Annotated in this window: 12 protein-coding genes; 3 read left to right on the forward strand and 9 right to left on the reverse strand. The window is 74.0% G+C overall.

The features are described from left to right. The first annotated feature begins 11 nt into the window (after window positions 1-11). Complete coding sequence (locus ACFWN3_RS05185) at window positions 12-674, forward strand: Maf family protein (RefSeq protein WP_377644088.1); 663 nt, start codon at window positions 12-14, stop codon at window positions 672-674. Between the two features lie 27 nt (window positions 675-701). Here ACFWN3_RS05185 and ACFWN3_RS05190 read toward each other — a convergent pair whose 3' ends face one another. Together ACFWN3_RS05190 and ACFWN3_RS05195 are read right to left on the reverse strand one after the other, a co-directional pair. Next, the gene (locus tag ACFWN3_RS05190) at window positions 702-2,288 is read right to left on the reverse strand and encodes an acyl-CoA carboxylase subunit beta (protein WP_377644090.1); all 1,587 of its coding nucleotides are present in this window, start codon (window positions 2,286-2,288) and stop codon (window positions 702-704) included. Then, on the reverse strand, window positions 2,285-3,472 hold the full coding sequence (locus ACFWN3_RS05195; protein WP_377644091.1) for an acyl-CoA dehydrogenase family protein: 1,188 nt from the start codon (window positions 3,470-3,472) through the stop codon (window positions 2,285-2,287). Before ACFWN3_RS05195 ends, ACFWN3_RS05190 begins: the two co-directional genes overlap by 4 nt. A 100-nt stretch (window positions 3,473-3,572) precedes the next feature. Between ACFWN3_RS05195 and ACFWN3_RS05200 the strand changes: the two genes are divergently transcribed. Then, window positions 3,573-4,001: a MerR family DNA-binding transcriptional regulator gene (locus ACFWN3_RS05200; protein WP_377644092.1), complete on the forward strand. Its 429-nt coding sequence runs from the start codon at window positions 3,573-3,575 to the stop codon at window positions 3,999-4,001. Window positions 4,002-4,308: 307 nt separating this feature from the next. Here the strand turns inward: ACFWN3_RS05200 and ACFWN3_RS05205 are convergent, their stop codons facing one another. From ACFWN3_RS05205 to ACFWN3_RS05230, 6 genes are all read right to left on the reverse strand, one after another. Beyond that, the gene (locus ACFWN3_RS05205; protein ID WP_377644094.1) at window positions 4,309-5,232 is read right to left on the reverse strand and encodes a PfkB family carbohydrate kinase; all 924 of its coding nucleotides are present in this window, start codon (window positions 5,230-5,232) and stop codon (window positions 4,309-4,311) included. Between the two features lie 893 nt (window positions 5,233-6,125). After that, window positions 6,126-6,983, reverse strand: a complete 858-nt coding sequence (locus tag ACFWN3_RS05210) for a tryptophan 2,3-dioxygenase (RefSeq protein WP_377644096.1) — start codon at window positions 6,981-6,983, stop codon at window positions 6,126-6,128. 22 nt (window positions 6,984-7,005) lie between these two features. Beyond that, entirely contained in the window at window positions 7,006-7,578 is a 573-nt protein-coding gene (locus tag ACFWN3_RS05215) for a GDYXXLXY domain-containing protein (RefSeq protein WP_377644098.1), read from the reverse strand. Beyond that, window positions 7,575-8,816 (reverse strand): DUF2157 domain-containing protein, encoded by a 1,242-nt coding sequence (locus ACFWN3_RS05220; protein WP_377644100.1) that lies wholly within the window; start codon window positions 8,814-8,816, stop codon window positions 7,575-7,577. The genes ACFWN3_RS05215 and ACFWN3_RS05220 overlap by 4 nt, the downstream gene beginning before the upstream one ends. 110 nt (window positions 8,817-8,926) lie before the next feature. Next, window positions 8,927-9,769, reverse strand: coding sequence for an aldo/keto reductase (locus ACFWN3_RS05225; protein ID WP_377644102.1), 843 nt, complete (start codon window positions 9,767-9,769; stop codon window positions 8,927-8,929). After that, on the reverse strand, window positions 9,757-10,719 hold the full coding sequence (locus ACFWN3_RS05230; RefSeq protein WP_377644104.1) for a DMT family transporter: 963 nt from the start codon (window positions 10,717-10,719) through the stop codon (window positions 9,757-9,759). The genes ACFWN3_RS05225 and ACFWN3_RS05230 overlap by 13 nt, the downstream gene beginning before the upstream one ends. 19 nt (window positions 10,720-10,738) lie before the next feature. Between ACFWN3_RS05230 and ACFWN3_RS05235 the strand changes: the two genes are divergently transcribed. Further along, window positions 10,739-11,257: a MarR family winged helix-turn-helix transcriptional regulator gene (locus ACFWN3_RS05235; RefSeq protein ID WP_377644106.1), complete on the forward strand. Its 519-nt coding sequence runs from the start codon at window positions 10,739-10,741 to the stop codon at window positions 11,255-11,257. 13 nt (window positions 11,258-11,270) lie between these two features. Here the strand turns inward: ACFWN3_RS05235 and ACFWN3_RS05240 are convergent, their stop codons facing one another. Next, complete coding sequence (locus ACFWN3_RS05240) at window positions 11,271-11,999, reverse strand: dienelactone hydrolase family protein (protein ID WP_377644108.1); 729 nt, start codon at window positions 11,997-11,999, stop codon at window positions 11,271-11,273. Window positions 12,000-12,117: the final 118 nt, after the last annotated feature.

Raw genomic sequence — 12,117 nt, forward strand, 5'->3', positions numbered from 1 at the left:
ACGTTGGGGCGATGACGGCCACCCCCTCCGCGACCCTCCTCCTCGCCTCCGCCTCCCCCGCGCGGCTCGCGACGCTGCGCTCGGCCGGGGTCGAGCCCCTCGTGCGGGTCTCCACCGTCGACGAGGACGCCGCGGTCGCCGCCGCGGAGGCGGTCCACGGCCCCCTCGAGGCGGCCGACGTCGCCCTCCTCCTCGCCCGGGCCAAGGCCGAGGACGTCGTGTCGGCACTCGAGGACGACGACGAGACCGGGGTGCTCGTCCTCGGGTGCGACTCGGTCCTCGAGCTCGACGGCGAGGTCCACGGCAAGCCCACCGACGCCGCCGAGGCGGCCGCCCGCTGGCAGCGGATGCGCGGGCGCAGCGGCGTGCTGCACACCGGCCACTGGCTCGTCGACACCCGCGACCCGGACGAGGACGGTGGCACGGGCGGCATGGTGGGCGGCACCGCCTCGACGACCGTCCACTTCGCCGACCTCGACGACACCGAGGTCGCCGCCTACGTCGCCACCGGCGAACCGCTGCGGGTCGCCGGCGCCTTCACCCTCGACGGGCTCGGCGGTCCCTACGTCAGCGGGATCGAGGGCGACCCGCACAACGTCGTCGGAGTCTCGCTCCCCCTGCTGCGTGAGCTCCTGCTCGAGCTGGGCGTCGCCTGGCACGACCTCCGGGGCTGAGAGCGGCGCTCGGCCGACCCTGCCCGGTCAGACCGGCGGGACGTCGCGGCGCTTGTCGGCGAAGTGCCGGTCGCGCCGCGCGGCGTACCGCAGCCGCCGGAGCAGCTCGTCGCGCAGGTCCTCGGCCTCGATGACCTGGTCGACGACGAGGTCGGCCGCGAGCCGCTCGAGGTCGACGTCCTCCTCGTACTCGGCCCGGCGGGCGGCGACGAACGCGTCACGGGCCTCGACACCCTCGGCCGCCTCGACCTCGGCGATCTTGTTCGCGTACACCGCGTTGACGGCCGCCTCGGGACCCATGACGGCGATGCGGGCGGTGGGCAGCGCGATCGTGGCGTCGGGTCCGAAGCCGGGCCCGCCCATCGCGTACAGCCCTGCGCCGTAGGCCTTTCGGACGACGACGCAGAACTGGGGCACCGTCGCCGACGACACCGCCGAGACCATCTTCGCGCCGTGCCGGATGATGCCGCCGCGCTCGACCTCGGAGCCGATCATGAAGCCCGGGACGTCGGCGAGGTAGACGAGCGGCACCGAGAAGGCGTCGCAGAGCCAGATGAAGCGGGCGGCCTTGTCGGCGGAGTCGCTGAAGAGGACGCCCCCCTTGACCATCGAGTTGTTGGCGACGATGCCGACGGTCTCGCCGTCCATACGGCCGAACCCGATGACGAGCTCGGCCGCGAAGAGCGGCTTGATCTCGAAGAAGCTGTCGGCGTCGACGAGGCCGTCGATGACGTCGTGGACGTCGAACGGCTGGCTCTCGCGCTCGGGCACCGTGGCCCGGGTGAGCGTCACCGCCGGCTTCTCGGCGTGGTACGTCGGCAGCGGCGAGCGCCAGTTCTCGGGGAGGTAGGACAGGTAGAGGCGCGCGAGCTCGATGGCCTCGGAGTCGTCGTGGGCGAGCAGGTCCCCGACACCGGAGACGGTGCAGTGCATCCGGGCCCCGCCCATCTCCTCGAGGGAGACCGTCTCGCCGACGACCATCTCGGCCATCCGCGGGCTGCCGAGGTACATCGAGGCGTTGCCCTCGACCATGATGATGACGTCGCAGAAGCTGGGGATGTAGGCCCCGCCCGCGGCCGACGGGCCGAAGAGGCAGCAGACCTGCGGGACCTTGCCCGACAGCGCGACCTGGTTGTGGAAGATCCGTCCCGCCCCGCGCCGGCCCGGGAACATCTCGACCTGGTCGGTGATGCGGGCGCCCGCGCTGTCGACGAGCCAGACGACGGGCAGCTCCTCGCGCAGTGCCGTCTCGGTGGCCCGCACGATCTTCTCGACGGTCCGCGCCCCCCATGACCCCGCCTTGACCGTGGGGTCGTTGGCGATGACGACGACGGGGCGGCCGTCGACCGTCCCCCGCCCGGTGACGACGCCGTCGGCGGGGAGCCCCGGGGCGAGCGCGTTGGCGAAGCGGCCGTCCTCGACGAACGAGTCGTCGTCGAGGAGGAGGGCGAGGCGCTCGCGCACGTAGAGCTTGTGCTGCTTCTCGAGCTTGGCCGCGGCGGCCTCGGTGGGCCGGGCCGAGGCCTCGCGCGCGGCCTCGAGGCGGCGGCGGACGTCGCCGACGCGCGGGTCGCCGAGGACCTCCGCACCCACGGTGGCGTCGCCCTCGGTCATGCCGGCAGCCCCAGGGCCTTGGCGATGACCATCCGCTGGACCTCGGAGGTGCCCTCGCCGATCTCGAGGATCTTCGCGTCGCGGTAGAAGCGCGCGACCGGGTACTCCTCCATGAAGCCGTTGCCGCCGAACACCTGCGTCGCGATGCGGGTCGCGCTCACCGCTGCCTCCGAGGTGTACAGCTTCGCCACGGCCGCGGCCTGCTTGACGTCGGCGACCGAGCGGCGCCCGGCCTCCTGCTCGTCCTTGAGCCAGGCGGCGCGGTAGGTGAGCAGGCGGGAGGTCTCCTCCATGACGGCGAGGTCGGCGATGGGGAACGAGATGCCCTGGTTGACCCCGATCGGCTTGCCGAACGCGGTGCGGGTCTTCGCGTACGCCGTGGTCTCCTCGCGCATGCGGGTGATGAGGCCGAGCGCGAGCGCACTGATCGCGATGCGCCCGTCGTCGAGGGTCTTGAGGAACTGGCGGAAGCCGTGACCGCGCTCGCCGAGGAGGTTCTCCTCGGGCACGCGGCAGCCCGCGAAGGAGAGGCCGTGGGTGTCGGAGATGTTCCACCCGAGCTTGTCGTAGGCCGGTTCGACGGTGAATCCCGGTGTGCCCGAGGGGATCATGATCGCGGAGATCTCGGGTTTGCCGTCGTCGCCGGTGCCCGTGCGGGCGGTGACCGTGACGACCGAGGTGATGTCGGTGCCGGAGTTGGTGATGAACGCCTTGGCGCCGTCGACGACCCACTCGGACCCGTCGAGGACGGCCCTGGTGCGGGTCGCCCCCGCGTCGGAGCCGGCGTCGGGCTCGGTGAGGCCGAAGCCGGCGAGCGCGCGGCCCGCGACGAGGTCGGGGAGGAACCGTTCCTTCTGGGCGTCGGTGCCGTACGTGAGGATCGGGTTGATCCCGAGGCCGACGCCGGCCGACAGCGTGATGCCGATCGACTGGTCGACCCGGCCGAGCTCCTCGATGGCGATGCACAGGCTCGTGAACGCGCCCCCGTCGGCGTCCTCGAGGGAGCCGCCGTACTGCTCCGGGACGACGAGCCCGAACAGACCGAGGTCGCCCATCCGCGGGACGAGGTCGGTCGGGAAGTGGTGCTCACGGTCCCAGCCCGCCACGTGCGGCTCGACGGCCTCGGTGGCGAACTCGCGCACGACGGTCCGGAAGTCCTCGTGGTCCTTGCTCAGCTCGAACATGTGCGCCCCTTCGGCGGTCGCGACGGGCACCCGGGTCGCGGGCGCTCGGAGGTCGGTTCGTTCTTGACGTTGACGTCAACGTAAAGCAATACTGGCCGGTATGCCAGTCCCCGGCGCCACCTCCGTCCGCGCGAGCTCCGTCGACCGTGACCGCACGTGGTCGATCGCCCAGGTCGCCGACGAGTTCGGGGTCACCCACCGCACGGTGCGCCACTACGAGGAGCTCGGGCTCATCAGCCCGGAGCGCCGCGGCACGACCCGCGTCTACCACCGCCGCGACCGCACCCGCCTGGCCCTCATCCTGCGCGGCAAGCGGCTCGGGTTCCCGCTCGAGGAGATCCGCACGATCATCGACCTCTACGACGCGCCCCGCGGCCGGCGCAGCCAGCTCGAGTACGTGCTCGACCAGATCGACGAGCGCCGCACCGACCTCGAGCAGCGCCGCCGGGACCTCGACGCCGCCCTCTCCGAGCTCGACGAGTTCGAGCGCCGGTGCCGCGCCGACCTCGAGCACGCCCCCCGGGCCTGACGCAACGGGGCCGGCACCCTCGCCGGGTACCGGCTCCGTCGGAGACGGGTCCGTGGTCGCCGGCCGGGGACCCGTCCACATCGCCTCGAACCGCATGCAAGAGGCGACCCACCCGTCGACCGTCGCCCACGGGTGCCCACCGTCCCGGGTGGTCGTCGCCGTGCACCTCCTGCCCGCAGGGCGGCCGCGCACCACGGGACGCTGCTGCCCGTGATCCTGCTCCTCCGCGGCCCTCGCGCCCATGCCCCATCCGGGCCATCTTCGGCGACCCGTCGGCCGGTGACGACCCCGGTCGGACCGACCCCTCTCAGCGGGCGAGCGCGGCCAGGAAGGCGTCGATCTCGGCCCGGGTCGGGGCCGTGTCGGGTCCGCGCCGGGTCACCTTGATGGCGCCGGCCGCGTTCGCCCGGACCGCGGCCTGGGCCCACGGCGACCCGGCCGCCCGCTCGGCGAGGAGGACGCCGGTGTGCGTGTCGCCGGCGCCGTTGGTGTCGACCGGCCGCTGGGGGTGACCGGGCAGGTAGGTGGTGCGGCCGCCCTCGCGGACGGCGCAGCCTCGCGGTCCGTCGCGCACGATCGTCACTCCCCCGTCGGGCAGAAGGGTCTCGACGACCTGGGCGGCCTCCTCCGTGCCGCTGACCCCCGCGAGCGCGGCGGCCTCGTCGGCGTTGCCGGTGAAGACCGTCGTGCGCTCCAGGACGGCGTCGCGCGTGCGGGTGTCGAGCTCGGCGAAGGTCGCGCCGGGGTCGAGGACGACGACGACCCCGTCCTCGAGGGTGCCGAGCCACTGCACGAGGGGGTCACGGGTCCGGCCGACGAGCGAGTACCCGCTGACGCAGACGAGGTCGCCCGGCTCCGGGGCGCTGGCCGACAGGGACTCGACGCTGATGTGCCGCTCGGCGCCCTGCGTCGTGACGAACGACCGCTCGGCACTCGGCTCGACGAGGACGACGCACACGCCGGTGTCGAGGTCGGTGAGCCGGGGCGAGGCGAGGGTGATGCCCTCGGCGTCGAGGGCCGCCTGCACCAGGTCGCCGTTCGACCCGGTACCGACCGCTCCGGCGTGGACGCACTCGGCTCCCGACCGCGCCGCCGCGAGGAGGATCGTCACCGCTCCCCCGGCGTAGAGGCGGTACGACGAGGCCATGACGTTGCCGCCACGGGCCGGGAGCGCGGGCACCTCCATCACCGCGTCGACGAGCGCCTGCGCGGTGTGGATGACCCTGGGCATGCCGCCGAGTATGCCGGTGGCGGCCCCGAAGGATGGCTCCGCGCCCCGTGGAGAGCCGGGAGTCGGAGCCGGCGCACGAAGGATGGCTCCGCGCCCTTCCACCCCGGCGCTGAGGGGCCACGAGCCATCCTTCGCCGATGTCCACAGGGTGGATGCCGCCCCTCCCTCCTCCACAACCTCACGTCGCGGGTGGTGCCACGCGCGCCACCGGCCGAGGGTCGGGGCGTGGAGAGCCGCCGGACGCCCCTTCCCGCGGAGCTCGTCGGTCACCCGTTCACCGTGGCCAGAGCCCGCGACCTGACGGTGTCACCGAAACGCCTGCGCGGGAGCGACCTCGTCGTCCCGACGCTCGGGGTCCGCAGCCCGACCGGCGCCTGTTCGACCCCGGCGGGCCATGCCGCCGCCTTCGCCCTGGCCCTCCCCGAGGACGTCGCCTTCAGCCACCTCAAGGCCGCACGGCTCCACCGGTTGCCCACCCCCACCGCTTGGCCCGGCGCGAGCGAACCCCTCGACACCATGAGGCCGACGGACCGTCCACCCGTGACGAGGGCCGGCTGTCGGACCCACCGGGGACTCGAGACCCGCGCCGTCGTCCAGCGTGCCGGCGTCCGCGTGACGTCGGTGCTCGACACCTGGTGCGACCTCTGCGCCGACTGGTCGGCACCGGACCTCATGGCCGCCGCCGACGTCATCCTGCGTCGACGCCTGGCGACGACGGAGCAGCTCCGGTCCGTGGACCTACGTGGGCATCACCGCCCACGATCTCGTCGAGCCGTCGGCATCGCGCACCCGTCGTCGGCTGGAGCGCCTCGTCGGGGACGGCCGGCACGAAGGATGGCTCCGCGCCCCGTGACCTCGGCGCCGAGGGGCCACGAGCCATCCTTCGCCAGGGCTCAGACGCGGGCGCGGACGGCGTAGAGCTCGGGGAAGAAGGTGAGGTCGAGCGCCCGCCGCAGGAAGTCGACCCCGCTCGAGCCACCCGTCCCCTGGCGCATCCCGATGGTGCGCGAGACGACCTGGAGGTGCCGGAAGCGCCACTGCTGGAACAGGTCCTCGATGTCGACGAGCTCCTCGCACGTCTCGTAGACGCCCCAGTGCTCGGAGGGGTCGGCGTACACGGTGGCGAAGAGGTCGACGAGGTCCTCGGACACCCGGTAGGGCTGGGTGACGTCGCGCCCGAGGACCGCCTCCGGCACCCCGTAGCCCCGGCGGGCGAGGTAGCGGAGGAACTCGTCGTAGAGCGTCGGCTGCCCGAGCAGCTCCTCGAGGGCGGCGTGCTCGGTCGGCGAGTGCTCGAACACCCGCACCATGTCGGCGTTCTTGTTGCCGAGGAGGAACTCGACCGACCGGTACTGGTGGCTCTGGAAGCCGGAGCTCGTCGCGAGGAACGGGCGGATCTGCGCGTACTCGCTGGGGGTCAGCGTGGCGAGGACGTCCCACTGCTCGACGAGCTGCTTCTGCACGTGCTTGACGCGGGCGAGCCGCTTGAGCGCCGGCGCCAGCTCGTCGGAGGCGAGCAGGGCGCGGGCCGAGTGCAGCTCGTGGAGCAGCAGCTTCATCCACAGCTCGGCGACCTGGTGCTGGATGATGAAGAGCAGCTCGTCGTGCTGCGCGGGCTCGCTGCGGGGGTGCTGGGCCGACAGCAGCGTCCCGAGGTCGAGGTAGTCCCCGTAGGACATCGCCGTCGTGAAGTCCGTGGAGATGCCCTCCTCGAGGGTGCGCTGGGCGCGGTCGGCGGCGTCGCTGCTCATGCGACGCATCCTGCCGCAGTGCTCAGCGGGGGTCGACGCCGACGAGGGCCGCGTTCCCCCTGCCGTCGACCTTGACGGTCGCGACGGCCGTGCCGTCGCGCACCGCGTCCTCGAGGGCGAGGGCGTCGTCCTGCGGGAGGAACCAGCTCTCGATCCCGCACTCCAGCTGCCAGCTCGAGTCGTCGCAGCGCAGGAACAGGCCCTCGTCGGGCCGGCTGCGCAGGGCGGGACCGCCGACCCACACGTCGCCCTGACGCGTCAGGGGGATCCAGGCCTCCCCCCGTGCCTCCTCCGCCGCCGCGATCTCCGCGTCGGTCGGCTCGCGGTCCAGGACGGGCCGGCCGGGCAGGTCGGGGTACGACAGGTCGACGTAGGCGCCGCGGAAGGGGTCCATCGGGTCGACGGGCGCGACCCGCAACCGGATCTCCTCGCCGGTGAGCCGCGCCGACAAAGGCGCCCACACGGCGACGACGACGAGGAGGACCTGGACGACGACGACCGCGAGGACGAGGACGCGGCGGCGGGCTGTGCCGTCGCCGGGCTCGACCTCGGGCGACGGTGGCGTGGGCGGGACGGTGGCGGTGGGCGTGGTCACGACAGGGCCTCCTTCGCCTCGCGCACGAGCCGTCGTCGGCCGCGGTCGGCGAGGACGCCCGTGGCGAGGAGCACGACGCCCACGACGAGGAAGAGGGTCGCCCCCGACAGGATCGGGGCGAACACCGCGAACGCCTGCGTCGTGACGAAGACGACGAGGGCGGCCGTGGCCAGCCAGGTGAGCCGGCCGGTGTCGCGCATCCCCCCGAGGACGGCGTACCCGCTGGCGACGACGAGGTAGGCGGCGACGGCGAGGAAGGCCCGAACCCACGCGCCGGCCGAGAGGTCGTCGGGCTGGAGGGAGTCGGCGTCGTAGCGCCAGAGGCCGAGGCCGACGGTGAGCGACAGTCCCAGGGCGGCCAGGGCCACCTCGAGCCGGTCGACCCGGTCGCCCCGCAACGCGGCGAGCACCGCGAGGACGACGGCCACACCCGTCCCGACCCAGAGCACCCAGACCGGGCCCGAGTCGCCCCACTCGTAGGGCAGTGCGGCCATGAACAGCGCGAGGAGGACGAGCACGGCACCGACCTCGCGCCACGGGGGAGCCAGCTCGAGGCGACCGAGCACCGCGGTACCGACCCCGACGGCCACGGCGGCGAGCCCGGCGGCGGCGATCGCCGTCGAGAGGGAGAAGGCGTCGTCGGCGGCGGAACCGACCTGCCACACGAACCAGACGGCGAGGAGGACGACCCCGAGCACGAGCGGCGCCACCCCGCGGACCGCGTACGCCCACAGCACCGCCCCGAGGCCCCACACGCCGACGAGCAGCGGCTCGTACGCGGGGACCTGGAGGCTCTGGGCCGCCTGGAACACGACGGCACCGAACGCCCCGGCGGCGAGGAGGCGTGCCGCCCCGACGACGGGCGAGGCGACGTCTCCCTCGCGGTCCCGACGGGTGGCGAGCACCTCGGCCGCCGCGACGAGCCCGAGCCAGATCGCGACGACGAGGGCGAAGCGGCCGAGCGGGGGCAGCTGGTCGAGGTTCGACGCGACGAGCCAGATGAGGCCGAGGCCGACGAAGCAGGCGCCGAGGGTGAGGACGATGCGCGCCAAAGTGACCTTGCGGACCTCGACGTACCGGCGGCGGATGGCGCTCGCCGTGGCGTCGTCGACGAGACCCTCGGCGTGCCACGCCCGGAGCTCGGTCTCGAGCCAGTGCAGCTGCGAGGGGCTCGCGGCGTGGACGGCGGGGTCGCGGTGGGCGGGAGCGTCGGGGGCGGTGGTGGGCGGCGCGGTCATCGCGTGCTCCTCGGGGGGCCGGGCAGGCACCGTCGTCGGTGCTGACCCATGGTCCTCCCGCTGGCCCTCCTCCGGCCATGAGCACGCCTACTCAGGACGTGTCACGCCGGTCAGCCGCCGTGGAACTCCTCGGGGTTCGGGCCGGTGCGGAAGCCGTTGTCGAGCGCCTCGATCGCCTCGAGGTCGGCTCCCGTCAGCCGCAGCTCCGTCGCCGCGAGGTTCTCGACGATCCGCGAGGGCGTCACGGACTTCGGGAGGACGACGAGGTCGTGGGCGAGGTGCCAGGCGATGACGACCTGGGCCGGCGTGGCGCCGCGCTCGCCGGCGATCCGCCCGATGACGGGGTCGTCGAGGACGCGCTTCCCGGACGCGAGGGGGCTCCACGACTCGGTGACGATGCCGCGCTGGGCGCCGAACGCCCGCAGCGGCCCCTGCTGGAGGTAGGGGTGCAGCTCGATCTGGTTGATGCTCGGCCACTCCCCCGTCTCGTCGTGGAGCCGCTGGAGGTGCTCGGCATGGAAGTTGCAGACGCCGATCGCGCGGACCCGGCCTGAGGACCGCAGCTCCTGGAGGGCGCGCCAGGTGTCGACGTAGCGGTCGTGGCGCGGCGTCGGCCAGTGGATGAGGTAGAGGTCGAGGACGTCGAGGCCGAGCCGCTCCATCGAGGCGTCGAAGGCCGCGAGCGTGGCGTCGCGGCCCTGGTCGGAGTTCCAGACCTTCGTCGTGACGAAGACGTCGTCGCGGTCGACGTCGGTCTCGGCGAGGGCACGACCGACGCCGGCCTCGTTGCCGTACACGGCGGCGGTGTCGACGTGGCGGTACCCGGCGTCGAGGGCCGCGAGGACGGCGGCGGTGACCTCGTCGTCGGGCACCTGCCAGACGCCGAAGCCGATCGTCGGGATCTCCACCGGGCCGGTGGGCGTGGTCAGGGCGGTGGTGCTCACGGTTGGCATGCCTCCACCGTAGGCACGGCGGCCGCCCCACGGGGCGACCGCCCCCGGCGGAGCGCTCCCGGCACCCGGCGGCGCAGCGCTCGGCGCACGGGGGCCTGGGCGAGGAGGACGCCGCCCAGGGTGACGGCGACGGCGCCGAGGTGCACGCCGCCGAACGGCTCGCCGAGCAGGGCGACGCCGAGCGCGGTCCCCACCACGGGGTTGACCAGCCCGACGACCGCGACGGCGCCGGCGTCCATCCGGGTGAGCCCGCGGAACCACAGGACGTAGCCGAGCGCCGTCCCGGCGAGGCCGAGGTAGCCGAGGGCGGCGACGGCGGGCAGGTCGAGGGCGGGCGGGGCCCCCTCGCCGAACCAGGCCACCGGCAGGAGGAGCAGACCCCCGGCGACGAGCTGCCACGAGGTCGTCGTCAGGACGTCGGTGGGCGGCGCCCATCGCTTGACGAGGACGAACCCGACCGACGAGGAGACCACCGCGCCGACCACGGCCGCGACCCCGACCGGGTCGACCGTGCCGGCGCCTGCCCGTCCGGTCTGCCACACGAGGGCGAGGACGCCGCCGACCCCCGCGACCGCGGCGAGGACGGTGACGCGGGCCTGGCGCTCACCGAGGACGAGGAAGGCCACCCCCATGACGACGAGGGGCGACAGCGCGGTGAGCGTCGAGCCGAGGCCGCTCGGCAGCCGGTAGGCCCCGACGTAGAGCAGCGCGAAGAACAGGCCGTGGTTGAGGGACCCGAGGACGAGGGACCGCCCCCACCACCGGCCGCGTGGGAGGCGGTGCACCCACAGGAGGAGGAGCAGCCCGGCCGGCAGGACCCGCGCGGCCGCCGCGAAGAAGGGGCGGTCCGGCGGCAGCCAGAGCTGGGTCACGGCGTAGGTCGAGCCCCACACCATCGCGGGAACCGCGGTGAGCGCGACCGTGCCGAGACCCGGCGAGGTGTCTTCCATGGAAGAGATAATACCTTCCATGGAAGATACATTCCTCGCCATGGACCACGGCACGGACCACGTCGCCCACGTCGTCGAGCAGTGGCGGACCGAGCGGCCCGACCTCGACGTCTCGCCCCTCCTCGTCATCGGGCGCGTCCACCGCGTCGCGAACGCCCTGACCCCCGAGCTCGTGGCGGTCTATGCCCGGCACGGGCTCGGGGAGGGCGACTTCGACGTCCTCGCGACGCTGCGGCGCCAGGGCGAGCCGTACGCGCTGACCCCCGGTGAGCTCGGGGAGCGGACGCTCGTGACGTCCGGCGCGGTCTCGAAGCGGCTCGACCGCCTCGAGGTCCGTGGGCTCGTGACCCGTCGCCCGAGCGACACGGACGGGCGCTCGCGGACCGTCGCCCTCACGGCCGAGGGGCGCCGCGTCATCGACGCCGCGATGGGCGACCACGTCGCCAACGAGGCCCGGCTGCTCGGCGCGCTCGACGTCGACGAGCGCGCCACGCTCGGCACGCTGCTCGGCCGGCTCGCGTCCTCCCTCGGCGTGTGACCGACCTGCCCGGTCAGTCCTGCTGCCGCAGGGTGCGGTCGAGGAGGGCGCGCAGCTCGGCGAAGTGCCGCTCCGTCGCGGCCTCGTCGAAGGCCGAGGTGTCGGCCATCGTGTACCCGTGGGCGGCGCCCTCGTAGACCTCGTTGCGGTGGGGGCGACCCGCGGCGACGAGGGCGGCACCGAGGGCGGAGACGGCCTCCGGCGGCATCGAGCGGTCGTGGTCGGCGTGGCCGAAGACGAACTCGGCACGGGACGCCGCGATGGCGTGGTGCGGGCTGTCCGGCGCCTCGGTGGCGAGGCCGCCCCCGTGCCAGCCGCCCACCGCGCGCAGCCGGTCGGGGTGCCAGCCCGCGGTGCGGACGGCGAGACGGGCGCCCATGCAGTAGCCCGTGACACCGACGCGACCGCCGCCCGAGTGCGTGGCCAGGGCGGTGAGCCAGGCCACGGCATCGTTCTCGGCGAGGTCGGGGGTGAGGTCGCGGACGCGGTCCATGACCCCGCCGGCGAAGAACGCCTCGCGGGCTCCCGGCTCGCGCAGGTCCTGGGTCGGCGCGAGATCGGCGGCACTCCCCCACCGGTGGAAGACGTGGGGGACGAGGACGACGTACCCCCACGACGCGATCCGGTCGGCCATCTCCTGGGTGCGCGGGCGCAGGCCGATCGCGTCGACGTAGAAGAGGACGCCGGGGCCGCCCGGCTCGCCGGCGAGGTAGGCCTCGACCGGGCCGTCGGCGGTGGTCACGGACGTTCGTTCACCCATGGCGGCACGGAGCCCGCCGGGGGTCCGGTACCGGTCGCGAGAGTGGCGCGTGACGCATCCGGGCCACCCCGGGCGGCAGCTCACCTCCCGCTAGAGTCCG

The organism is Oryzobacter terrae (assembly GCF_042756445.1).
GTDB classification, from domain to species: Bacteria; Actinomycetota; Actinomycetes; order Actinomycetales; family Dermatophilaceae; genus Oryzobacter; species Oryzobacter terrae.

Bases quoted from the DNA above. Each gene is read 5' to 3' on its own strand.
- ACFWN3_RS05220 (WP_377644100.1), bottom strand. From the start codon at position 8,816: ATGACCGCGCCGCCCACCACCGCCCCCGACGCTCCCGCCCACCGCGAC.
- ACFWN3_RS05190 (WP_377644090.1), bottom strand. From the start codon at position 2,288: ATGACCGAGGGCGACGCCACCGTGGGTGCGGAGGTCCTCGGCGACCCG.
- ACFWN3_RS05185 (WP_377644088.1), top strand. From the start codon at position 12: ATGACGGCCACCCCCTCCGCGACCCTCCTCCTCGCCTCCGCCTCCCCC.
- ACFWN3_RS05235 (WP_377644106.1), top strand. From the start codon at position 10,739: ATGGAAGATACATTCCTCGCCATGGACCACGGCACGGACCACGTCGCC.
- ACFWN3_RS05195 (WP_377644091.1), bottom strand. From the start codon at position 3,472: ATGTTCGAGCTGAGCAAGGACCACGAGGACTTCCGGACCGTCGTGCGC.
- ACFWN3_RS05200 (WP_377644092.1), top strand. From the start codon at position 3,573: ATGCCAGTCCCCGGCGCCACCTCCGTCCGCGCGAGCTCCGTCGACCGT.
- ACFWN3_RS05210 (WP_377644096.1), bottom strand. From the start codon at position 6,983: ATGAGCAGCGACGCCGCCGACCGCGCCCAGCGCACCCTCGAGGAGGGC.
- ACFWN3_RS05225 (WP_377644102.1), bottom strand. From the start codon at position 9,769: ATGCCAACCGTGAGCACCACCGCCCTGACCACGCCCACCGGCCCGGTG.
- ACFWN3_RS05205 (WP_377644094.1), bottom strand. From the start codon at position 5,232: ATGCCCAGGGTCATCCACACCGCGCAGGCGCTCGTCGACGCGGTGATG.
- ACFWN3_RS05230 (WP_377644104.1), bottom strand. From the start codon at position 10,719: ATGGAAGACACCTCGCCGGGTCTCGGCACGGTCGCGCTCACCGCGGTT.